At 40.0% G+C, this 22,164-nt stretch carries 22 protein-coding genes; 12 read left to right on the forward strand and 10 right to left on the reverse strand.

The features are described 5' to 3' along the window. Positions 1–80 precede the first annotated feature (80 nt). The 6 genes from lepA (at position 81) to GFH32_RS07795 (ending at position 5,000) form a co-directional block, all read left to right on the forward strand. Positions 81–1,871, forward strand: a complete 1,791-nt coding sequence (lepA, locus tag GFH32_RS07770) for a translation elongation factor 4 (protein WP_153510853.1) — start codon at positions 81–83, stop codon at positions 1,869–1,871. A 24-nt stretch (positions 1,872–1,895) separates the two neighbouring features. After that, positions 1,896–2,780, forward strand: coding sequence for a bifunctional 5,10-methylenetetrahydrofolate dehydrogenase/5,10-methenyltetrahydrofolate cyclohydrolase (locus GFH32_RS07775; RefSeq protein WP_153510855.1), 885 nt, complete (start codon positions 1,896–1,898; stop codon positions 2,778–2,780). A 66-nt stretch (positions 2,781–2,846) separates the two neighbouring features. After that, a complete protein-coding gene (locus GFH32_RS07780; protein ID WP_153510857.1) occupies positions 2,847–3,353 on the forward strand; it encodes a hypothetical protein in 507 nt (168 codons plus the stop codon). A 96-nt stretch (positions 3,354–3,449) separates the two neighbouring features. Then, entirely contained in the window at positions 3,450–3,896 is a 447-nt protein-coding gene (locus tag GFH32_RS07785; protein WP_153510859.1) for a hypothetical protein, read from the forward strand. 177 nt (positions 3,897–4,073) lie between these two features. Next, positions 4,074–4,571, forward strand: a complete 498-nt coding sequence (locus GFH32_RS07790; RefSeq protein WP_153510861.1) for a BON domain-containing protein — start codon at positions 4,074–4,076, stop codon at positions 4,569–4,571. Between the two features lie 6 nt (positions 4,572–4,577). Continuing rightward, positions 4,578–5,000 (forward strand): SH3 domain-containing protein, encoded by a 423-nt coding sequence (locus tag GFH32_RS07795; protein WP_153510863.1) that lies wholly within the window; start codon positions 4,578–4,580, stop codon positions 4,998–5,000. A gap of 44 nt (positions 5,001–5,044) precedes the next feature. Here GFH32_RS07795 and GFH32_RS07800 read toward each other — a convergent pair whose 3' ends face one another. From GFH32_RS07800 to GFH32_RS07815, 4 genes are all read right to left on the reverse strand, one after another. Next, positions 5,045–5,776 carry a tRNA threonylcarbamoyladenosine dehydratase gene (locus GFH32_RS07800; protein ID WP_153510865.1) on the reverse strand — a complete coding sequence of 244 codons (732 nt, stop codon included), beginning with the start codon at positions 5,774–5,776 and terminating at the stop codon, positions 5,045–5,047. Positions 5,777–5,782: 6 nt separating this feature from the next. Next, positions 5,783–6,430 carry a TatD family hydrolase gene (locus tag GFH32_RS07805; protein WP_153510867.1) on the reverse strand — a complete coding sequence of 216 codons (648 nt, stop codon included), beginning with the start codon at positions 6,428–6,430 and terminating at the stop codon, positions 5,783–5,785. Between the two features lie 35 nt (positions 6,431–6,465). Continuing rightward, complete coding sequence (locus GFH32_RS07810) at positions 6,466–6,792, reverse strand: hypothetical protein (protein ID WP_153510869.1); 327 nt, start codon at positions 6,790–6,792, stop codon at positions 6,466–6,468. 61 nt (positions 6,793–6,853) lie between these two features. Beyond that, complete coding sequence (locus GFH32_RS07815; protein ID WP_153510871.1) at positions 6,854–7,021, reverse strand: hypothetical protein; 168 nt, start codon at positions 7,019–7,021, stop codon at positions 6,854–6,856. A gap of 216 nt (positions 7,022–7,237) precedes the next feature. Here GFH32_RS07815 and GFH32_RS07820 point away from each other — a divergent pair, with 216 nt between their 5' ends. From GFH32_RS07820 to GFH32_RS07830, 3 genes are read left to right on the forward strand one after another with little or no spacing between them, the layout of a single operon-like run. Continuing rightward, the gene (locus tag GFH32_RS07820; RefSeq protein WP_317162875.1) at positions 7,238–8,161 is read left to right on the forward strand and encodes a histone deacetylase family protein; all 924 of its coding nucleotides are present in this window, start codon (positions 7,238–7,240) and stop codon (positions 8,159–8,161) included. Between the two features lie 7 nt (positions 8,162–8,168). Beyond that, positions 8,169–9,227: a nucleoid-associated protein gene (locus GFH32_RS07825; protein WP_153510873.1), complete on the forward strand. Its 1,059-nt coding sequence runs from the start codon at positions 8,169–8,171 to the stop codon at positions 9,225–9,227. Between the two features lie 3 nt (positions 9,228–9,230). Continuing rightward, entirely contained in the window at positions 9,231–10,301 is a 1,071-nt protein-coding gene (locus GFH32_RS07830) for a DUF3810 domain-containing protein (protein WP_153510875.1), read from the forward strand. Between the two features lie 16 nt (positions 10,302–10,317). On the opposite strand, the gene GFH32_RS07835 is transcribed toward GFH32_RS07830, so the two are convergent. Then, positions 10,318–10,644 carry a HesB/IscA family protein gene (locus tag GFH32_RS07835; protein WP_153510877.1) on the reverse strand — a complete coding sequence of 109 codons (327 nt, stop codon included), beginning with the start codon at positions 10,642–10,644 and terminating at the stop codon, positions 10,318–10,320. 75 nt (positions 10,645–10,719) lie between these two features. Beyond that, the gene (locus tag GFH32_RS07840) at positions 10,720–11,889 is read right to left on the reverse strand and encodes a cysteine desulfurase family protein (protein ID WP_153510880.1); all 1,170 of its coding nucleotides are present in this window, start codon (positions 11,887–11,889) and stop codon (positions 10,720–10,722) included. A gap of 83 nt (positions 11,890–11,972) precedes the next feature. Here GFH32_RS07840 and GFH32_RS07845 point away from each other — a divergent pair, with 83 nt between their 5' ends. Further along, positions 11,973–12,818, forward strand: a complete 846-nt coding sequence (locus GFH32_RS07845; protein WP_153510881.1) for a mechanosensitive ion channel family protein — start codon at positions 11,973–11,975, stop codon at positions 12,816–12,818. Here GFH32_RS07845 and GFH32_RS18240 read toward each other — a convergent pair. Genes GFH32_RS18240 through GFH32_RS07860 form a run of 4 tightly spaced genes read right to left on the reverse strand, consistent with a single transcriptional unit; the run spans position 12,815 to position 16,814 of the window. Beyond that, on the reverse strand, positions 12,815–12,961 hold the full coding sequence (locus GFH32_RS18240; protein WP_194285681.1) for a hypothetical protein: 147 nt from the start codon (positions 12,959–12,961) through the stop codon (positions 12,815–12,817). The genes GFH32_RS07845 and GFH32_RS18240 overlap by 4 nt on opposite strands. A gap of 6 nt (positions 12,962–12,967) precedes the next feature. Then, positions 12,968–13,693 carry an MIP/aquaporin family protein gene (locus GFH32_RS07850; protein ID WP_153510883.1) on the reverse strand — a complete coding sequence of 242 codons (726 nt, stop codon included), beginning with the start codon at positions 13,691–13,693 and terminating at the stop codon, positions 12,968–12,970. Positions 13,694–13,719: 26 nt separating this feature from the next. Next, complete coding sequence (glpK, locus tag GFH32_RS07855) at positions 13,720–15,216, reverse strand: glycerol kinase GlpK (RefSeq protein WP_153510885.1); 1,497 nt, start codon at positions 15,214–15,216, stop codon at positions 13,720–13,722. A gap of 26 nt (positions 15,217–15,242) precedes the next feature. Continuing rightward, complete coding sequence (locus GFH32_RS07860) at positions 15,243–16,814, reverse strand: glycerol-3-phosphate dehydrogenase/oxidase (protein WP_153510887.1); 1,572 nt, start codon at positions 16,812–16,814, stop codon at positions 15,243–15,245. A gap of 621 nt (positions 16,815–17,435) precedes the next feature. On the opposite strand from GFH32_RS07860, the gene GFH32_RS07865 reads away from it, so the two are divergent. Beyond that, complete coding sequence (locus GFH32_RS07865) at positions 17,436–18,704, forward strand: Gfo/Idh/MocA family oxidoreductase (RefSeq protein WP_153510889.1); 1,269 nt, start codon at positions 17,436–17,438, stop codon at positions 18,702–18,704. A 15-nt stretch (positions 18,705–18,719) separates the two neighbouring features. After that, positions 18,720–22,112, forward strand: a complete 3,393-nt coding sequence (locus GFH32_RS07870; RefSeq protein ID WP_153510891.1) for a DUF1080 domain-containing protein — start codon at positions 18,720–18,722, stop codon at positions 22,110–22,112. Positions 22,113–22,164: the final 52 nt, after the last annotated feature.

The raw sequence follows: 22,164 nt of genomic DNA on the forward strand, positions 1-22,164 counted from the left end.
AATAATCGCCGAAGTTTTAAGCGAAAAGCTCGCTTAAAAAAATTATATTTGCGAATTAATTTGAAGGCATAATAACCTATATGAAGCATATACGCAATTTTTGTATTATCGCGCACATTGACCATGGCAAAAGTACCTTGGCAGACAGATTGTTAGAGTTTACCAAAACCATTACGCAACGTGAAGCACAAGCTCAGTTGTTAGATAACATGGATTTGGAAAGAGAGAGAGGTATTACCATAAAAAGTCACGCCATCCAAATGGAATATATGCGAGATGGACAGAATTATGTGTTAAACTTAATTGATACACCAGGCCACGTGGATTTCTCGTATGAGGTATCCCGTTCAATCGCAGCCTGTGAGGGAGCATTATTAATCGTCGATGCATCCCAAGGTATTCAAGCGCAAACAATCTCTAACTTATATTTGGCGCTGGAACATGATTTAGAAATCATTCCTATTCTTAATAAAATGGACCTTCCTGGTGCAATGCCAGAAGAAGTGAAAGATCAGATTGTTGAACTTATTGGTGGTAAACGTGAAGATATTATTCCTGCTTCTGGAAAGACAGGGCTTGGAATTCCAAATATCTTAGACGCTATTATCGACCGTATACCAGCACCTGTTGGTGATCCTACCGCTCCTTTACAAGCTTTAATCTTTGACTCGGTATTTAACTCATTCCGCGGGATTATGGCTTATTTCAAAGTCGAGAACGGTGAGATTAGAAAAGGTGATCGTGTTAAGTTCGTGGCGACTGGAAAAGAATACTTCGCTGATGAAGTAGGTACATTGAAGTTAAATCAAGTACCAAAGGAGGTTATTAAGACTGGAGACGTAGGTTATATCATATCCGGAATTAAAGAAGCGCGTGAAGTGAAGGTAGGAGATACCATTACGCATCGCGAACGTCCATGTGAATCTGCTATTCAAGGATTTGAAGAGGTAAAACCAATGGTATTTGCGGGTATTTACCCTGTAGATACTGAGGATTACGAGGAATTGAGAGAGTCCATGCACCGCCTTCAATTGAATGATGCTTCGCTTGTCTTTGAACCAGAATCATCGGCCGCATTAGGCTTTGGATTCCGTTGTGGTTTCTTAGGTATGCTACACATGGAGATTATTCAGGAGCGTTTAGAACGTGAGTTTGATATGACGGTAATCACAACCGTACCCAACGTATCTTACCGTGCGTATTTAACAAAAGACAACGAAGAGGTTGTTGTACATAACCCTTCCGATCTTCCTGATCCAAGTAAATTAGATTCAATCGAAGAGCCCTATATCAAGGCGAATATTATTACAAAGGCAGAGTTCGTAGGACCTGTTATGTCATTATGTATTCAAAAGCGTGGTACGATTATCAATCAATCGTATTTGACTTCTGATCGTGTTGAATTGGTGTTCGAAATGCCTATGGGCGAGATTGTCTTCGATTTCTACGATAAATTGAAAACGATTTCAAAAGGATATGCATCATTTGACTATCATCAAATTGGCTATCGTGTATCTGATTTAGTGAAATTAGATATTCGCTTAAACGATGAGCCTGTGGATGCGCTTTCATCTTTGATTCACCGTAGTAATGCTTACGATTTTGGTAAGAAAATCTGTGAGAAATTGAAAGAGCTATTACCTCGTCAACAATTTGAGATTCGTATCCAAGCCTCTATTGGTGCTAAGATTATCGCTCGTGAGACGATATCTGCATTACGTAAAGATGTAACTGCAAAATGTTATGGTGGTGATATCTCACGTAAACGTAAGCTCTTAGAGAAGCAAAAGAAAGGTAAAAAACGTATGCGTCAGGTAGGTAACGTGGAGATTCCACAGTCTGCATTTATGGCGGTATTGAAATTAGACTAAAACTTAAATCAACCTATTTATAACATGAAGTTACTTGACGGAAAAGAAGTTTCTGCAAAACTTAAAGAAGATATCAAAAGAGAAGCCGCTGAATTGACAGCAAAGCTTGGTCGTAAACCACATTTAGTGGCAATCTTAGTTGGCAATGATGGAGGAAGTGAGACCTACGTTGCGAGCAAGATGAGAAACTGTGAACAAGTAGGATTCGATTCTACGAATGTTCATTATGACGCTGATATTTCTGAGGAGGCTTTGTTAGCAAAGATCGCAGAAATCAATCAAGATGAAAACATCGATGGTTTAATTGTTCAATTACCATTGCCAAAGCATATTGATCCAGAAAAAGTAACCGAAGCAATCGATTATAAAAAAGATGTGGATGGTTTTCATCCGATCAATTTAGGTCGTATGCAGAGAAATTTACCATGTTTTATTCCTGCGACTCCTTATGGTATTATGTTAATGTTAGAGCATTACGGAATTGATACTGCAGGTAAGAAAGCTGTTGTTGTCGGACGTAGTAATATTGTCGGCTCACCAATGAGCATCTTATTAGCTCGTAATAGTCAACCAGGAAACTGTACAGTAACCTTGACGCATAGCCGTACAAAAAATCTTCAAGAAGAAGTCCTTCAAGGCGATATCATTGTAGCGGCGATTGGTAAGAAGAATTTTGTCACTGCGGACATGGTTAAGGAAGGTGCGATAGTGATCGACGTAGGTATCAACCGCGAGACGTCTACAGAAACAAAATCGGGCTTTAAATTATACGGAGACGTAGATTTTGAAGCTGTAGCGCCGAAAGCGTCATGGATTACACCTGTACCTGGAGGCGTAGGGCTGATGACGATTATTGGTCTATTAAAAAATACATTAGAAGCAGCAAAAGGTACAGTATATACAAAGTAAATTTTTTGGTACAAATATTGTATATTGAGCTAATTGTAAAATGTTAACCAAAACGCAAATTAAAAAATGAAAAAAATTGCATTATTAGCAGCCGTTGCATGCGCGATCACATTCTCAGCATGTAACAATACTTCATCAGTTGATAAAAACAATGATGGCGATACAACAGTGGGTGAAAAATTAGATCATTCATTAGAGACAGCAGAAGATCATGCTGGTCACCTTCATGCAGAAGCTGATCAAGCTTTAGTAGACGCAGAAGCAAAAGCTAAACAAGCGCAAGCTGATTTAGATGCTGCTATTAAAAGCGGAGACAAAAAAGCACAAGAAGCAGCTCAAAAAACTTTAGATGAAGCAAACGCTGCTTGGGAAAAAACTAAAGCTGCAGCAAAAGAAGCTGGTCAAAAAGTTGAAAACGGTGTAAACAACGCTGTTGATGCAACGAAAGACGCAGCAAACAAAACTGGTGAAGCAATTGACAATGCAGCTAAGAAAACAGCTGATAAAGTTGAAGAAGGAACCAAAGCTGCAGAAAGAAAGCTTGACAATGTTAAAGAAGCTTTGAAAAACTAAACTAATTTAATTAATTATAATTAATTGGTTATTAGGTTTTTAATTGAAGCGCCAAATTCATTTGGCGCTTTGTTTTTTGTTTAAATTTTACAAGATATGATAGAGAAAAAGCTGCTGATTGACTTATGTGTTGAGAAAACGAAGAATCGCGTCAATGAAATTCAAGTCGCTATAGACGCGGCTAATGATGCGATTGTTAACGACACGAAGAGTAGTATGGGGGATAAGTACGAGACTTCGCGTGAGATGGCTCAACAGGAGCTCTCTCGTCTGCAGAATCAGTTAAACCAAGCCAATAAGGATCTTGATATTCTATTAAATCTTCCAGAGGGTAAAAACAAATTGGTTGGCATGGGAAGCCTAGTGATGACGGATCAATTCAACTACTTAGTAGCAACATCGATAGGGCCTATGAAAATCGAAAATGAAATATTGATGGTCGTTTCTCGACTGTCGCCGATTGGTGAAGTCTTGTTTGGAAAGGAAGTTGATGACGAGATACATTTCAACGGTAAACGATTCAAAATAAAAGCTATTAAATAATACAAAAAAAGGATTCTATTTAGAATCCTTTTTTATTGCCTTTCAATACCTGTTGTTACAATAATTCCTATAAAATCCCCTTAAAATAAAACCATAAATACTTTTATTTTTTAAAACATTTTCAACTTGTTTTTTGTTTAGATTTAGGTAGTGTTAACTAACGTAAATAAGTCATTTATGAATCTTAAAAAAATCTTATCTGTATTAGTGGTTGCCGTTACTTTATTAACGGGAACTATCGCTTGTAAATCGAAGATTTCAGACGCCGATTTGAAAGCCAAAGTAGAGACTGCAGTTCAGTCTAATCCAAATGTAATCGTAGAAGTTAAAGACGGCGTTGTGACCTTAAATGGTACCGTTTCTTCTGACGATGAGAAAGCGAAATTAGAGTCAGCAGCGAAAGCAGCAGACGCAAAAGGAGTGAAGTCTGTGGTTAATAACCTAGTCGTTAACTCGATTCCATTAGAGCCTATTCAAGTGAATACTAATGATGCGGATCTTCAAGGCAAGGTTGCTACATTCACCAAAGATTTCCCAACAGTGAAAACAACAGTTGTAGACGGTGTAATTACTGTGACTGGAGAATTAGAACAAGCGCGTATACAAGCGTTGAAAATGGGATTGGATGCCTTAAATCCTAAGAAAGTAGATATGTCAGGTATAAAGATTAAATAGATTATTATGAGTTTACAAGACAAATATAAAGTACTGATTGATACGGCAAATTCTTCAGGAATCGACGGATTGCAAGTAGCAGAATTAGATGGTGTACTTCAAATTCGTGGTACAGCGCCAAATGCTGATGTGAAAAACAAGTTATGGGATGTCTATAACCAGATTGATCCAAATTTCTTAACAGGCGATGTCGTTATGAATGTCGATGTTTCAACTGCAGTTACAGGACAGCAAGTTCGTGTGATTACAGAAAGTAGTAACTTGAACATTCGTAAAGGTCCAGGTACTGATCAACCGATTGTAGGTAAGGCTGCTAAAGATGAGATTATCACTCTAATTAGCCGTGCTAATGATCAATGGTGGTTAGTAAGAACTAAAGACAATGAAGAAGGATATTGCTATGCGCAGTATCTAGAACCTGTTTCTTAAACGGTCCAACATAAAAAAAAGGAGCTCCATGAGCTCCTTTTTTTTTATGCTTTTTCTATTTTCATTAAATCCTGTATCGCTACAGAAGCTAAGGCACCTCCAAAAGCTGCCGGAAGATACGACATCGTACCGTATGCAGACTTCTTGAAATTACTGCCATCCGTGTATAATAGGGATTCCTTGTCTGGTAATTCCGTTGAGAAAACGACTTTAACCCCTTTGCGAATACCATGTTTCTTTAACTTCTTGCGGATATGTTGTGCTAATTTGCAATTATAGGTTGTGCCAATATCGGCAATACGAACCTTTGTAGGGTCTAATTTCCCTCCAGCGCCCATCGAGCTAACGAATGGAATTTTAGCATCTAATGCCAAGCGGATAAAGAATAGCTTCGGTGTAATACTATCAATTGCTTCAATACAATAGTCAGGAGCATATTCCAATAAAGCAGGAATAGTCTCTGGTAGCACAAAATCCTGTACTACATTTAATTCTAATTCGGGGTTAATGGCTAGCAAGCGCTCGCGCATGATTTCGGCTTTCGCTTGACCGTGATTCGTCGCCAAGGCTGGTAATTGTCTGTTTCTATTGGTTGGATCAACCGTATCGCCGTCGATGATCGTCATTTTACCGACTCCCGAACGACAGATAAACTCCGCAGCAAAGGAACCAACGCCCCCTAAGCCCAAAACCATCACATGTGAATTAGCTAACTTTTCTAGTGCTTCTCGTCCCACCAACGCCTCGGTGCGAGAAAGCCAAGATAAATCCTTCATTGATCTTTAAGTTGATTTAAATACGCTATTAAAATTAGTCGAAATCTGATCCTCTACCTGTATTGTAGACAATTTTCGAACTCGGCAAAAATAAGCATAAATATCTGAGATTTTCGTTGGTTTATCGTCAGTTTCTAAGAAAAAACGATCCAAAGGGATATGCTGAATGACATCATCCAATTTGCCTTTTAAGATCGCTGTACCTAAGGAAAGGTAGTAGTTTTTATTCTTTAACAGTTGCTCAGCAAGGGGCCAGTTTCGATCAAATCCATGAAATATAACCGGAACCTTAACCTCTTTTCGTAAAAGCGAAATGAAAACCTCATGATAGGCGCGAACACAATGAATGATGAGCGGCTTTTTAAGCGCGTTAGCGAGCGTTATTTGTTTTTCGAATACCCGAATCTGTTTATTCCACTCCGTGCTTGTCAGCTTATCTAAACCGCATTCTCCGATAGCAAGAACCTGAGGCTTGCCAGCGTACTGTTCGAGCGCTGCCCATTGTGCCTCCTCATCTAAATCAATATACCAAGGATGTATACCTGCGGAACAGGCCTGTTCATAGAGGTAATCTTTCGATACGATACAATTTGGAAGCACAAAATCTTCCGGAGCATTGGTCGAAATGGAATGCGAGTGAATATTAATCAGCATGAATACGTGTAATTTTCCGGACGGAAGTTAAGCAATTAATCGACAAGATAGCAAGCTTCGAACTCCAGAACGACAATTCCCGAAGTCGTATCAATCTTAAATCGCTTTCTAGACTGATCATTGTCAAAACTCTTCTCGATTTCTGGAACGACTTCGCTAATCTCTAGAATAACAGGATAACCTTCTTTCGGAATCTCCGAACGCGAATAATAGGTTACATGCTCAAATCTAAGCTTCTTTTGTTGCGCATGACTCGGTTCCTCAGCGTCCAATAGCAGGGTGACATCCAGAGTCTGTGTTCGTGAATCTTCTTCTGTTTTGATAATTTCAGCGTCAAGTAATGAATCAATATCTATCGTCATAAATTTGTATATATAGTCCTATATACCTAATAACAGCTGAATATAGATTTCGTTTTAAATATTAATTATTGCTGAACTCGAATTTATGTCGTTGCAAATGCTCCAAAATTTCTTTCCATAGGAACTTCGGTTTATCGCTCATTGCAACCTTCTTTATACTCTTGATAAAGGGATGACTGTGTCCTGTCGAATTTGATGAATTCAATCCATAGGGCTTCTTGTTAAACATATTGTCTCCTTCCTTTCAATTTGTTTACAAATGGTTATTAAGCAGGCTTTTGTGGATTAAGCCACGCTATTCTAATTAAATTTATCGAATTAAAATGGAAATATGAAATAGCAGGCAGAATAAAATGATAGGAATTGTTAGCCGAGCAGGAGTGACGAAACCTAAAGAACGCTTTTTCCACAAGGGTTTTTTATTGCTTGCTGATTGGTTATATTCGTGACAAATTTTTCAGCATTGTTAAAAATAGCGCATCATAAAGCATACATACACCCATTAGCTTCGACTCATCGATTTCCGATGATTAAGTATGAGCTCATTCCTGAACAATTGCTATATGAAGGTCTTGTACAAACTCATAACTTTTTCGAACCACAATTAGTTGATAGAGAACTAATCTATTTGGCACATGATAAAGCTTATGTTGACGCATTGTTAGACCTGCAGCTCGACCCAATGATGATCCGAAGAATTGGATTTCCAATGTCGCAAACCTTAGTAGATCGCGAACGTTATCTAATCGATGGTACAATTAAAGCCTGTGACGCAGCGATGCAATATGGGGTCGCTTTCAATACGGCTGGAGGAACACATCATGCAGGGAGGGACTTCGGAGAGGGCTTTTGTTTGTTGAACGATCAAGCAGTTGCTGCTGCTTATTTGTATCATCAGAAGCTCGCAAAGAAAATCTTAATCATTGACCTCGACGTGCATCAAGGAAATGGAACAGCACATATTTTTGAAAATCATCCTGATATCATCACTTTTTCTATTCATGGAGAAAAGAATTTCCCCTTTAAGAAGGAGAAGTCCCATATCGATATTGGATTATCCGAAGGAATAGAAGACGATGCCTACCTAGACTTATTAGCGCAAGAACTCGAACGCGTATTCCAACAAATACAACCAGATTTTGTATTTTACCAAGCTGGTGTTGATGTACTCGCTACGGACAAACTCGGAAAGTTCAAATTAACACAAGAAGGCTGCAAAAATAGAGATGAGTTAGTCTTTCAAGCCTGTAAAGCAAATCATACACCAGTAGAAGTTAGTATGGGCGGAGGTTATTCTGTGCAAATTAAAGATATCGTTAATGCACATGTAAACACATACCGCACTGCTATTCATATTTACGATTTATAAAACAAACATGTTATTTCACCAAGACGCAAACTTCGAAAACCTTATTATCCATCATGTTGGAAATAAAAGCCAAGACGAGTATTTCACTTTATCAGACGTTGAAGTCGATGTCGCTTCAGACGAAGTGCTGACAAGTTTGTTAATGCAATACTTTATGAAACCTTTCGGTAAACAAGCTGAAGTCTATCGCTTTTACCATCCCAATGATGATTTGGAATTTAATGAGGTATACAGTTATTCTAAGCGTTTCTTTGAAGGGCAGTTATCCTTTATTGAATACTCCAAATCCGTAACGAAATACCTGTTCGAGGTATCCGAACACCCCAAGATTAAATCCGGTGAAGTCTATGTTGTAGCGCTGGAGAATGTGCAATTAGAAGGGGAAGATCATCGCGCGATAGGTATCTTTAAATCAGAGAATAAAGAAGCTTATCTTAAAGTGTATCCTCAGGCGGATGGCCTAGGTGTAAATTATGAGGAGCAGGCTATTAACATTAATAAACTTGATAAAGGCGTAGTTATCGTCAATACCGAGTCTGAGGAAGGATTTAAAGTGTTATGCTTAGATCAAACCAACGGGTCAGAGGCTGTATATTGGAAAGATGACTTCTTGAAGCTTCGCGTTCGTAACGATAATTTCCAACAGACAGGAAATCTGATGAAGGTCTATAAGAACTTTGTGAATGATAAATTGGAGGAAGTTTTTGAATTGGACAAAGCCGATAAGATTGATCTGTTAAATCGCTCGATGAATTATTTCAAAACCAAAGAGGAGTTTAACGAAGAAGAATTCAATACCGAAGTGATTGCTAATCCAGATGCCGCATCGCTCTTCAAAGACTATAAAACAGCTTTTGAGAAAGAATTTGATAGCCCATTCCAATCCAACTTTGATATCGCTGGCAATGCCGTTAAAAAGATGGCCTCGAGTTATAAGTCTGTTATTAAGCTGGATAAGAACTTCCATATCTATGTCCACGGAAAACGTGAGTATCTTGAAAAAGGATACGATGAAGATAAGGGAATGAACTACTACAAACTATTTTTTGAGAACGAAGCTGAATAGCAGATGTCGGAGCGCAAACCACTGAAGTCGATTTATTGTTGGATAGGTAGCTGCATAGCCCTGATCCTAGGCTTGAATTGGTTTGTTTCTAATCCTGAACGCGTCGAAGAGCTTTATAGCCGCGCATTCTACCCGATATATCAATATTTGCCAAAGGTCTTGTTTGGATATCTGCCCTTTAGTATTGGCGATATCATCTATTTGCTCATTGTGCTCGGCTTAGTCTATCTTGTCGTAGCTGCGCTAATCGCGCTATTTAGAAAACAATTCGCATATGCATTCCGTAAACTATTGATCCTTGTAGGAAGTTTACTATCGCTTTATCTATTCTTTCACTTGGCATGGGCAGTGAATTATTACCGTGTTCCGGTCAGTAAGCAGCTGAATCTAGAGGTCGACACCGTATTGTTAGAAGATCATATTCGCATTCTGGAGGAGCAGATTCAGCAGGCAAATGCTATAAGGGAAAATTTGAATATTGATGAGCGAGACCTAAAACTCGTTAATCAAGAAGTCGAATCCCTATTGCGAGTCGATTCCCTGTTTCCAATGCTGAGTAAAACGCAAATTCACGTAAAGTATCCTGTAAGTTCAAAATTGATATCTTACTTTGGTACATCTGGTTATCTAAATCCTTTTACGAATGAATCCCATGTCAATAAAGACATGCCGAATACTTCCTATCCCTTCACAGTTTGTCATGAATTGGCACATCAAATGGGGATTGGTCTAGAAGATGAATGTAATTTCATTGCCTACGTGAAGCTGCGCAATCATGAAGATCCATGGTTTCGGTATGCTGCCTACTACGAAAGCATACAATACCTTTTAAGGACACTTTACCTGGTAGATGAGGTGCAGTTTCAAAAATACAAAGACATGCTCTCTGCAAGCGTAAAAACCGATTTAAAAGCAGATCAAAGTTATTGGGAAAATTACACGGGTTGGTTGACGGATTTGTCAGGTCTATTTTATGATCAGTATCTGAAACATAATAATCAGCGCGAGGGGATGGCACGCTATGGTCTCGTTAGTCGATTGATTTTAGCTTACGAAAAAAAAGCGGGTCATTAACCCGCTTGAAATATTGTTAAACTGAGAAACTCTCCCCACATGCACATGTTCTTGTTGCATTAGGGTTGTGAAATTCAAAGCCTTTACCGTCTAAACCGTCTGAATAATCAAGTTCTGTACCGGCTAAATACAAGTAAGACTTGATATCTAAGCAGATCTTTACGCCATTATCCTCGAAAAACTGATCACCTTTCTTCTCTTCGTTGTCGAAATTCAATTTATACGAGAGACCAGAGCATCCTCCACTTTCTACTGCAACACGAACGAAGTAATTGCTATCGTAGTTCTCTTGTTGCATGATATTGCTAATACGTTCTTTTGCTTTATCTGTAATGGTAACCATATTGTTCTCCTTCCAATTATTTCACAAAGATAATCAAAACAAATTCCAAATATTTGCTAAATCATCTGAGTTCTGTCAAATTAGACCTTCTTTATACATTTGCCAAATTGGAGATTCTGCTCGAATCTGCTCTACAGCACGTTTTATTTGTGGAATTACCAAGTCGATATCTTCCTTACGGGTGTATTTGCTGAAGCTAAAACGACTGCTGCAGTAGGCGTCCTCATCGGTTAATCCCATAGCTTTGAGCACATGCGATGGATCGCGCGAGCCCGACACACAGGCTGATCCGGACGAAAAGGCCATTTCTGGTAGTTTGGTCATTAAAACAGTCGAGCGAACATGTTTAATGAGGACATTGCTTGTATTTGGAATGCGGCTGGATTGTGCAGCGTGTATACTGCTTTCGGGAATAGCTTCTAAAAGTTGGGCTTCAAAATAATCCCGAACGCTCTCAATATTCTTTTCCCAGTCGAACTGCCTAACCGCGGCCCCCATACCTACAATCTGAGGAACTGCATACGTTCCGCCTCGGAAACCATGCTCTTGATTGCCGCCTGCAATCAAGCTTGGAATCTGAGTAGGCTTGCTTTTACGACGAACATAAAGCCCGCCGATACCTTTAGGACCATGAAATTTATGTGCACTAAAACTTAATATATCGATTGGAATTCTTTCTAAATCAATGGGTAATTTACCAATATGTTGTGTGGCATCGCAAAAATATAATAGATCGTGCTCCTGGCAAATACGGGCGATTTCTGCAATGGGATGCAATACACCAGTTTCATTATTTGCAGACATTAGGCAAACCAATATGCTGTCCTTTCGAATAGAGTTCTCTAACTCTTCCAGACTTATTTGCCCATCTGTATCAACATCCAGGTAGCTAATTTCTACCCCTTGTTTGGCCAAAGCTTCGCAAACTGTTAGCACGGCTTTGTGCTCGGTCTTACAAGTGATGATATGTTTTCCTTTCGATGCGTAGGTATGTACAATCCCCTTTAGAACTGTATTAATACTTTCTGTTGCGCCCGAGCTGAAGTAGATTTCTTTCGGTGTAGCGTTCAGCAGGTTCGCCAGTTCCGCGCGTGCTTGCTCAATAGCCGAATTTGCGGTTCTACCAAGCTTGTGCTGCACGCTGGAGGCATTCCCGTAGGATTCCTGTAGGTAGGGTAGCATCGCTTGCAGTACCTGCTCATCCATCCTTGTCGTCGCGTTGTTATCGAAGTATTGAAAGCTCATACGTTAAAGATATTTAAAAAAATGCCATTTAGATGTGTCGAAAGCAGTATTTTCTTACTTTTGAAAAAAAATTACACTCACATATGAATTGGTTTTCTGTTGAAAGAAGTTTAGAAAAGCTAGTAGACTCGGTAGTAATTGCTCTTCCTAATATTGCGGTTGGGTTTTTTATTCTGTTTGTCGGCCGCTATGTTATCAAGTTTGTACTCAAATTTATTGATAGTAGGTTTGAAAAGCGAAATGTCGATCGATCTATTCGTTCATTTCTGAAAAGTATTATCAAATTTACCCTCTACGGATTATTGTTACTAACGGTAGCCAGTACGATGGGTATTCAAACAACCTCGTTTATCGCAGCTTTATCGGCCTTTGGTTTAGCAGTTGGTATGGCATTGCAAGGAAGTCTTTCCAACTTTGCCGGAGGCGTCTTAATCCTATTATTCCGTCCGTTTGATGTGGGGGATTATATCTCCAGTGGGGCAGGTGCAAGCGGTTCGGTCGAGCGTATTGACCTATTGTATACCTCTTTGATTGACGATGATGGTATTCGTGTTTTCACGCCTAATGGTCCATTAGCGAACTCGGTGATTAAGAACTTTACAAAAATTGCTTCTCGAAGAATGCAATTTACCCTTGTTGTATCTTACGATACCAATATCAAAGTAGCTAGAGAAGCAGTGCTAACGGTTTTGAATAATGAGTCTCGTATTTTAGATAAGCCGAAGGCAGAAGTGATCGTAGGCGATTTAAAAGAATCTGGAATTCAGTTGATTGTTCGTGCTTGGGCGAAACGCGAAGAATTTTGGGCGACTAAAAATGATATTGCGGAAGCTGTGAAGATTGTTTTAGATGGCAAGAATGTGGTATTTCCTCAAAACGTCGTGAAGGTCATCGGTAATGAAGATGATGCAGAAAACACAGTCGCTTAATCGAGCGACTGCGTTAAAACATAATATCGGTAAGCTACAACGGCCTGTTGTAGCTTACTTAGTTTAGCGGGGTCTAGCTTGGTATAACTCGGCAACACCGCTTTATTGATCTTATTCAAAAGTTTAAAAAATCCTTTTTTCATTTCGTTTTAGTATACGCAGCTATATAATGCTACGGCTAATAAGGCTCCAATAATTGGGCCTAAAACCGGAACCCAGGCATAGCCTGCGTCAAAACCAGCTTTATTCTTTATCGGAAGAATCGCATGGATAATACGAGGACCTAAATCTCTCGCTGGATTGATGGCGTAACCTGTTGTTCCACCTAAGGATAGACCAATCACCCAAACTAAAAAGGCAACCGGTATAGCACCTATGGTTCCTAATCCGATAACGGAATCATCTGACATTTTTGCATCTGTAAAATGAAGAATCGTAAATATTAACACGAAGGTGCCCACAATCTCGGAAACTAAGTTGATAGGGAGGTTACGAATGGCAGGAGCTGTACAAAATACCGCCTGCTTAGCTCCGGCATCATCGGTTGCATCAAAATGATCCTTATACATCAACCAGACAACAAAAGCGCCAGTCATCGCTCCTAGAAATTGGGCGGCGATATAGGTTAAAGTTGTGATTAAATCGAGCTTGCCTAAAGCAAGATTCGCAATACTGACCGCACAGTTTAAGTGCGCCCCACTATAGGGACCGGCAATCGTAACGCCAACAAAGACAGCAAGTGCCCAAGCCGTCGTAATGACAATCCAACCACCATTATTTCCTTTGGTGCCTTTCAGCACCACATTGGCAACCACAGCTCCTCCAAGAAGGATCATGACGGCCGTTCCTAAGTATTCTGCTACAAATGGACTCATAAAATAGGTTTAGCTATGATTTATTTTTATTCTGGATTCTCTGACCAATAGCGGACGGCCTTCACGGCACGATTCCACTCCTTCAAGTTATTCGCTAGCTTGGCTGTTTTTGAAGGACTAATTAATTTGTCCTCTTTCCAAAGGCCTTCAATCTCCGCCACATCTTTCCAAAAACCTACCGCTAAGCCTGCTAAGAAGGCAGCACCCATGGCTGTTGTTTCTGTAACTTTTGGGCGCACAACAGAAGTTTTAAGAATATCCGCTTGAAATTGCATCAAGAAGTTGTTTTGTGTCGCGCCTCCATCAACGCGAAGCTCTTTGATCTTCGTCGAAGAATCCGACTCCATCGCTTTCAAAATGTCATAAGTTTGATAGGCAATGCTCTCTAAGGCAGCACGTGCGATATGTGCATCTGAAGTTCCTCTAGAGATACCAAATATGGTTCCGCGGGCATTCGCATCCCAATGTGGCGCGCCAAGTCCAGCGAATGCAGGAACTAAATAAACGCCATCGGTGCTATCTACACTCGTTGCCAAAGCCTCAATATCGCTCGATTTCTTGATGATTTTTAGCTCATCACGAAGCCACTGCACTACAGCACCACCAATAAATACCGATCCCTCTAAAGCATAAACAACCTCTTTGCCGATTTTCCAACCAATCGTTGTCACCAACTTATTTTTCGAATAAACGGGTTTATTCCCTACGTTCATCAATAAGAAGCAGCCTGTGCCGTAGGTGTTTTTTGCCATACCTTTCTTCAGACACATTTGTCCAAACAAAGCCGCTTGTTGATCGCCAGCAATACCTGCAATTGGTATCTGTCGGCTCCCTAAGTCGCCGGAAGTCTCACCATATATTTCTGAGGAGCTTTTGACTTCAGGGAGTACAGAAGCAGGGATATCAAAAAGTGCAAGCAATTCCTCGTCCCAACTTAAAGTATTGATGTTGTATAACATGGTGCGGGAGGCATTAGAAACATCCGTTACATGCGTTTTACCATCCGTTAAGTTCCATATTAACCAGGTGTCAATGGTTCCGAAGGCTAATTCACCACGTTCTGCAAGCTTTCGGGCACCCTTCACATGATCTAAGATCCATTTAATTTTCGTCGCTGAAAAATAGGAATCAATCAATAATCCGGTTTTTTGCTGTACAGATTCTAGATGCCCATCTTTAACCAGCTGCGCACAATAGTCAGCCGTCCGGCGATCTTGCCAAACAATAGCATTGTAAATTGGCTCGCCTGTACGACGATTCCAAACGACGGTTGTTTCCCGTTGGTTGGTAATGCCGATACCTTTGATTGTATCGAGCTTCGTTTTTGATTTAGCCAACACTTCGGTTAATACCGCTAATTGACTCGACCAAATCTCCTGTGGATCATGCTCCACCCAACCCGATTTAGGGTATATCTGTTGAAATTCTTTCTGTGAAATATTGACGATTTCTCCCTTTTTATTAAAGAGAATTGCGCGAGAGCTCGTCGTACCTTGGTCTAGTGCAATAATATATTCTTTCATTCAAAATAAATTTATAAGTGGTTATCTTACAATAGGTAATTATTTGCTAGTTTATTAAATGATTCAACTTCCTCTTTTTCCCATTCTGCCGACTTCTGAAGCTCCGAAGCCATAATTCTGGCAACTGTAGGAGCGGCTTGCACAGCGGCTCTCGCATCCAAAAGTAAAAGGCGACATCGGCGTGCCAGAAAATCTTCGACCTTACGAATCATTTCATGACGGCATGCCCAAACGACTTCCGCTTGGGTATATTCATAGCCTTCTACGAGAGGGGTTTTTAATTCCTCATGTTCTTGCATCAAGGATTGAATCTGAAGGTAATCTACTCCATAGAAGGTCCAGTGTCCAGCTTGAACCTGATGTGTAGATCCATGTATCGGTAAGTTTGTGGTTTTACATGCGATATGCGCAAGCCCGCCTGCAGTAATTGCAGCGTCGACAGTATCCTGAGCCATCTTCCTGTAGGTGGTCCATTTACCACCAGTGATGGTGATCAATTTGGATTCACTTACGATCAGCTTGTGATCACGAGAAATCTCTTTCGTACTGCCACTATCGTTGTCCTTTGGAGCCGCTAAAGGTCGCAAGCCAGCGTAGATACTCAAAATATCGGCACGCGTAGGATAGGGGTTTAAATAGTCCTTGGCCGTTGCTAAGATAAACTCTATCTCTTCTTCCAAAGGTCTAGGCTCTATTTGATGCTCCTGAATCGGAATATCAGTAGTTCCTAAGAGCACCTTATTATGCCATGGAACGCCAAATAATACGCGTCCATCGGAGGTTTCTGGAATCATCAACGCATCACGTCCAGCGAGAAATTTCTGATCAATAACAATATGTGAACCTTGGCTAGGACGCACTAAGTTCTTATGTGTTGCTGTATCTAGTTTGAGGATATCGTCGACAAAAATACCAGTAGCATTGATCACCGTCTTTGAATGAACAGTATAGCTGCTACCATCTTCGGTATCACGAATTGTTAATCCATTTACCTTGCCCTGTTGATCTTTGTCGATTGCTATGGCTTCCATATAATTCAACACAGTAGCGCCATGCGAAATAGCTGTCTGCGCTAAATTGATTGCAAGACGGGCATCATCGAATTGTCCATCGTAATACAGAATCCCGCCCGTTAATCCATCTTCCTTAATATGTGGTAGCTTTTCTTTAACCTCCGCTTTCGAAAGTAAGACTGACTTGCCAATGCGAAGACTGCCGGCTAACCAGTCATAAAGCTTTAATCCAATAAGGTATTTTAATTTATCGAAAGTAGAGTATAGGGGGATCACAAAAGATTGTGCGGAAGAAACATGTGGCGCATTTTTAAAGAGAAGTCCTCTTTCTTTTAATGCCCCAATTACTAGCTTAATATCGCCGTTTGCTAGGTAGCGAACTCCACCATGTACTAGTTTGGTACTTTTACTGGAGGTTCCTTTAGCGAAATCGTACTTTTCAATTAAGAGTACCTTGAAACCTCGGCTTGCCGCATCTACAGCCGTACCGAGTCCAGTGGCGCCGCCACCGATAATCACAAAATCCCATAATGTTGTTTGCTTTAACTTTTCAAGTTGGTTTATTCTTGCAGTGTCGAATTGCATGAGATTGATTTTTATCTAAATGTAAGCATTTTCAAACGTATATCTCTAGGCAATTCTGAAAAAGATGGATTTGATTTTTTCTGATTTGCGATTCTCTTAGACAATGGATTTAAGCTGAACCCTACCTTAAGCCTAGATTAGCCCTAGCTTAGCCGAATGAAGGGTATTTTGAAGGTATGAGCTGAGTTTGAGGCCGATCGCAGATGTTGATTTTTTCGGATTTACAATGCCGGGTTTATCGCTTCCGAAATTCTTTTTAGAGCAGGTAAAAATTTGCCTAAAATGAGCCAAAAAACACATACCTTAGATGAGATCTCGGGTTAAATTCTCGGAACTTGATGAATATCATTTGTTTAACAAAACGGCGGATTTATTCGTAATATTTTATTTACGCAACCGATTGTTTTAATAAATTTTATATTCATCGATTCATATTGACTTAAAATAATATTGTTTTGGCAATTTTGAATAAGTCAAAAATGAAAACTTTTTATAATCTTGTAACTTAATCTATTTATAAAGTTTTTATGATTGGATAACTATTAACCTAAATACAAAATCGACCAAGTTAAAGAGACAATATTAGGCGTATAGTGTTCTAACTATGGAACCATAAACATTATGAAAGAAAACAATAATTCTTCAAGACGCGATTTTATTAAGAAATCGTTGATCGGGGCAGCAGCCTTTACCATTGTACCAAGATTCGTACTTGGAAAAGGATATTTGGCCCCAAGTGACCATTTAACCAAGGGTGTTATTGGTGTAGGATCTATGGGCCGTGGCCACTTTGCTTACGCTGGAACTAAGACTGTCGCTATTTGTGATGTGGATTCACGTCATTTGGCATTAGCGCAGAAAGCGCTTGGAGGCGGAGTTAAAGAGCACCATGATTTCAGAGATTTAATCAATAATCCAGAAGTAGATATTGTACATATTGCTACACCTCCGCACTGGCATGGTTTAATGGCTGTTGAGGCTGCACGCTCGGGTAAGGATATCTGGTGTGAAAAGCCAATGACAAGAACTATTGGTGAAGGTAAGAAAGTGAAAGAAGCTGTTGCACAGCATGGCAATATTTTCCGTTTGAATACATGGTTCCGTTTCGATTCGAATTTCTATGGAATGAATGTTCCAGTGAAAAAGATCAAGAAATTGGTGGATACTGGGATGTTAGGATGGCCGTTAAAAGTTACTATCTCGAAACATACAGGATTTGACTGGAAATTCTACTGGGTAGGAAAAGAAAACTTACCAGTTCAAGAAGTGCCAAAAGAATTAGATTATGAAATGTGGTTAGGCCCTGCGCCGTATAAACCATATAGCGCACATCGTACACACTTAACCTTTAGAGGTTATTGGGATTACGATGGTGGTGGTCTTGGTGATATGGGACAACACTATTTAGATCCTGTTCAATATTTCTTAGGAAAAGACAATGAGAGTCCAGTATCGGTTGAGGTGGACGCTCCACAACAACACTCAGATGCTGTAGGTACTTGGCGTAAGATTACTTATACCTATGCTGATGGCTGTCAGATTATATTAGATGGTGCCGGAACAGAAGAAGGTAAAGCTTATGTGGAAGGTCCACAAGGTAAACTATACCGTGGATTTGTATCCGATATTCCAGATTTGGAGCGTAAGTTAGCGCAATATCCGGACCCAGCACCACAAGTTACAGATTTCGTGGAAGCGGTTCGTACGCGTCAAAAATTTGCCTTGAATGAGCAAAACGGTTATTACTCATGTACGCTAGTGAACCTAGGTTTAGCAGCATTACGTTTAAACAGAAACTTGAAATTCGATTCTGCGAAGCAAGAGTTTGTGAATGATGATGCAGCAAACAGATTAATCAATCAACCAATGAGAGGTCCTTGGACATTTTAATTCCCTAGAAAAATCATGAAAAAAGTATTTAATACGATAACCGCTTTACTATTTATACAAGTTGCTGCCTACGCGCAACAACCGGCGAATAGAACCTCAGCGACTAAGATTGCTGATGTGCTCGCTCAACAGCCTGCTGCTGAGCAGTCTAAGTTTCTTTCTGCAATGAAAGAGCTTGAAGGATTCACTTCTGATGATGTTTCTAAGCTATTATTAGGATTGCAACCTCAAGGGGGCAATAATGCGCCAATTGAGTATGCTACAAATTCATATGCCTTCTATGTGATGCAACCGGGCTTCGAAAGCCAACGAGCAACTTATGTTCAAGGTTTATTATCTGCATTAGATAATTTAAAAGACGCTAATAATAAGGGTTATATTTTCGAATTGTTGAAATTCTGTGCTAAGAATGATGCGATTGCGAAAGTTGCGCCTTACTTAGCAGACGAGTATTTAGCAGAGAAAGCTGCTCGTGTGTTGAATGCGATTCGTACACCAGAAGCTGCAGCCGCTTTAAATAGCGCATTGAGCTCAGCTGCTACGGAGAAAACTGCAACCGCAATTATTGCTGCTTTAGGTGATTTAAAAGCTAGCGAATCGGAAGCAAAAATTATTGAGTTAATTTCTAAATACCCTTCGGAGAATTTCCAATGGAATGGTTTGACAGCGTTGAGTAAAATCGGTGGTACGCAATCTTCTTCGGTATTTTTAGATAAAGCGCAAGCATTAAACTATCGCTACGATAAAACAAATGCTTCTAGTTTAGCGATCAACTACGCAAAGCAATTAGCAAAGAAGGATGAGGCTGCGGCAAGTAAATTTGCGACTACCTTATTCAATAACGCTGGAAAAGCAAAAGCGTCGGCAGTTCAAGTAGGTGCTTTAGAAGTGTTAACTGCAATCAATCCGCAAAGCCAAAAGAAACAGTTGGTTAAACTAGCTGCATCGGATAATAAGGTTTTACGTAATGTGGCCTTAGGCTTGTTAGCAGACAATGCTTCCGCAGCAGACTATGTACAATTAGCGAGCTCTATCCGTAAATTGGACGGCGATGCACAAGAAAGTGTATTGAACTTTTTAGCAACAAATGATGCGACAGGCGCTGTTTCTGTAATTGAAAAGGGATTCCCTAAATTGAAGGATGCTGAAGCGAAAGTTGCGGCATACAATGCTTTATCGGTATTGACCAAAGGAACAAATGTACCTTTCTTATTGAAGCATCTTCCAAGTGCTTCGGACAGCGAGTTAAAGACCATTACATCAATGTTGTTATCATCAAAAGATGCAGGGACAATTGATTTGGTAAACGCTGCTTTGCCGAATGCGAATACAAAAACACAATTGGCCTTATTAGATGTATTGGCACAGCGTATGAATCCGAGTTCTGCGGCAGTGGTATTGCCATTGACAAAATCATCGGATAAAGCAGTTCGTGCTGCAGCCTTCAAAGCATTGCCAAATGTGGTAAACAGTGCTGATTTTGAAAACGTGATTACATTAGTGAATGATGCCGAAGGAGCAGACCTAGCAAGTGCACAGCAAGCGGGAATTCTAGCATTGCAAGCGAGTGCTGATAAAGATGCGAAGGTACAGCGCTTAGCGGCGAATATATCTCGTTCTTCAGCGCCTTCAGCTGCGAAGTACTTCCCGATTTTTGCGGGAGTAGGTGGTGCTGATGCCTTAAAAGCGGTTGAGAATTATGTTTCAAATCCAGGATTAAAAGGTGCTGCGATTGATGCTTTGTCTAAATGGAACAATGAAGAGGCTTTACCAAGCTTAATCAAATTAGCGAGAACGGAAAAAGATGCGAATTTATTCAATACCATCTTTACTGGATTAATCAAACAAGTTAACGCAAGTTCGCAATCTGCAGAACAAAAGACTTTGACTCTACGTGATGCTTTCGCCTTAGCGCAGAATGCAAAGCAAAAGCAAGCAGCTTTAGGTAGTCTACAAAGTACAGGTACTTACCAAGCAATGATGTTTGCGAAAGGATACATGAATGATGCAGATCTGAAAGGTACGGCTTCCAACGTGGCGATGAATATCGCGATGGATAATAAAGAATTTGTAGGTGCTGATGTACGTGCAATTTTAAATCAAGCTGCTGATAACTTATCAGGAAGCGAAAGCTCCTATCTAAGAGAGGCGGTTGTTCGTCACTTATCGGAGATGCCTGCTGAACAAGGGTATGTTTCTATCTTCAACGGTAAAGACTTAACTGGCTGGAAAGGCTTAGTAGAGAATCCTATTAAGCGTGCTGCGATGTCAAAAGCGGAATTAGAGAAAAAACAAGTAGCAGCGGATCAAAAAATGCGCGAAAGCTGGCAAGCAATTGATGGCGATTTAGTTTTCTCTGGTCATGGCGATAATATTGCTACGGTTAAGAAATATGGCGATTTCGAGATGTTGGTTGACTGGAAATTGGATCCTCAAGGTAAAGAGCCTGATGCAGGAGTTTACTTAAGAGGTACACCACAAGTTCAAATTTGGGATATCTCTCGTACGAATGTCGGTGCACAAGTAGGTTCTGGCGGTTTATACAACAACAGCAAGAATGCTAAAGATCCATCGAAAGTAGCTGATAACGCTTTAGGCGAATGGAATACATTCAAAATCAAAATGGTTGGTGAGAAGGTTTCTGTTTGGTTAAATGGAGAATTAGTAGTTGACAACGTAACGTTAGAAAACTACTGGGATCGTAATCAATCAATCTTCCCAACAGAACAATTGGAATTGCAAGCACATGGTTCACGTGTTTGGTATCGCGATATCTACGTGAAAGAGATTCCACGTCTTGAAGTATTTAAATTGAGCGATACTGAGAAGAAAGAGGGATTTGACATGTTATTCGATGGTACAAACACGGACAAATGGACAAGCTCTGCAGCTTACGAGATTACCAAAGAAGGCTATATTCGCTCAAACCCAGATGCGAAATTCGGTAAGAATATCTATACCAAAGAGGAGTATGGAGATTTCGTTTATCGCTTTGAATTCAAATTAACACCTGGTGCAAATAATGGTATCGGAATTCGCACGCCTATTGATGGGGATGCGGCTTATGCTGGTATGGAAGTCCAAGTGTTAGATGATAATGCTGACGTTTATAAAGATTTGAAGGAATATCAATACCATGGTTCGGTATATGGAATTATCGCTGCAAAGCGTGGTTCTTTAAAACCACTTGGCGAATGGAATACGGAAGAGATTCGTGTTCAAGGAAACAAGATTAAAGTAACCGTAAATGGTCAAGTAATCGTGGATGGCGACTTAAAAGAAGCGACTAAAAATGGTCCTGCTGATAAAAAGAACCACCCTGGTGTACAAAATAAATCTGGACATATTGGCTTCTTAGGCCATGGTACAGAGGTATTCTTCAGAAATATCAGAATAAAGAAATTGTAAGTAAAATAGGCTTTATTTGCAGTAGAGGCGGTTGAAAAAACCGCCTCTTTTT

This window comes from Sphingobacteruim zhuxiongii, assembly GCF_009557615.1.
Lineage (GTDB): Bacteria > Bacteroidota > Bacteroidia > Sphingobacteriales > Sphingobacteriaceae > Sphingobacterium > Sphingobacterium zhuxiongii.

What these genes read in the sequence shown, in the direction of transcription:
- GFH32_RS07780 (WP_153510857.1), top strand. Translation starts at nt 2,847, where the DNA reads ATGAAAAAAATTGCATTATTAGCAGCCGTTGCATGCGCGATCACATTC.
- GFH32_RS07805 (WP_153510867.1), bottom strand. Translation starts at nt 6,430, where the DNA reads ATGCTGATTAATATTCACTCGCATTCCATTTCGACCAATGCTCCGGAA.
- GFH32_RS07870 (WP_153510891.1), top strand. Translation starts at nt 18,720, where the DNA reads ATGAAAAAAGTATTTAATACGATAACCGCTTTACTATTTATACAAGTT.
- GFH32_RS07810 (WP_153510869.1), bottom strand. Translation starts at nt 6,792, where the DNA reads ATGACGATAGATATTGATTCATTACTTGACGCTGAAATTATCAAAACA.
- GFH32_RS07840 (WP_153510880.1), bottom strand. Translation starts at nt 11,889, where the DNA reads ATGAGCTTTCAATACTTCGATAACAACGCGACGACAAGGATGGATGAG.
- GFH32_RS07835 (WP_153510877.1), bottom strand. Translation starts at nt 10,644, where the DNA reads ATGGTTACCATTACAGATAAAGCAAAAGAACGTATTAGCAATATCATG.
- GFH32_RS07860 (WP_153510887.1), bottom strand. Translation starts at nt 16,814, where the DNA reads ATGCAATTCGACACTGCAAGAATAAACCAACTTGAAAAGTTAAAGCAA.
- GFH32_RS07845 (WP_153510881.1), top strand. Translation starts at nt 11,973, where the DNA reads ATGAATTGGTTTTCTGTTGAAAGAAGTTTAGAAAAGCTAGTAGACTCG.
- GFH32_RS07865 (WP_153510889.1), top strand. Translation starts at nt 17,436, where the DNA reads ATGAAAGAAAACAATAATTCTTCAAGACGCGATTTTATTAAGAAATCG.
- lepA (WP_153510853.1), top strand. Translation starts at nt 81, where the DNA reads ATGAAGCATATACGCAATTTTTGTATTATCGCGCACATTGACCATGGC.
- GFH32_RS07825 (WP_153510873.1), top strand. Translation starts at nt 8,169, where the DNA reads ATGTTATTTCACCAAGACGCAAACTTCGAAAACCTTATTATCCATCAT.
- GFH32_RS07775 (WP_153510855.1), top strand. Translation starts at nt 1,896, where the DNA reads ATGAAGTTACTTGACGGAAAAGAAGTTTCTGCAAAACTTAAAGAAGAT.
- GFH32_RS07815 (WP_153510871.1), bottom strand. Translation starts at nt 7,021, where the DNA reads ATGTTTAACAAGAAGCCCTATGGATTGAATTCATCAAATTCGACAGGA.
- glpK (WP_153510885.1), bottom strand. Translation starts at nt 15,216, where the DNA reads ATGAAAGAATATATTATTGCACTAGACCAAGGTACGACGAGCTCTCGC.
- GFH32_RS18240 (WP_194285681.1), bottom strand. Translation starts at nt 12,961, where the DNA reads ATGAAAAAAGGATTTTTTAAACTTTTGAATAAGATCAATAAAGCGGTG.
- GFH32_RS07795 (WP_153510863.1), top strand. Translation starts at nt 4,578, where the DNA reads ATGAGTTTACAAGACAAATATAAAGTACTGATTGATACGGCAAATTCT.
- GFH32_RS07790 (WP_153510861.1), top strand. Translation starts at nt 4,074, where the DNA reads ATGAATCTTAAAAAAATCTTATCTGTATTAGTGGTTGCCGTTACTTTA.
- GFH32_RS07830 (WP_153510875.1), top strand. Translation starts at nt 9,231, where the DNA reads ATGTCGGAGCGCAAACCACTGAAGTCGATTTATTGTTGGATAGGTAGC.
- GFH32_RS07800 (WP_153510865.1), bottom strand. Translation starts at nt 5,776, where the DNA reads ATGAAGGATTTATCTTGGCTTTCTCGCACCGAGGCGTTGGTGGGACGA.
- GFH32_RS07785 (WP_153510859.1), top strand. Translation starts at nt 3,450, where the DNA reads ATGATAGAGAAAAAGCTGCTGATTGACTTATGTGTTGAGAAAACGAAG.
- GFH32_RS07850 (WP_153510883.1), bottom strand. Translation starts at nt 13,693, where the DNA reads ATGAGTCCATTTGTAGCAGAATACTTAGGAACGGCCGTCATGATCCTT.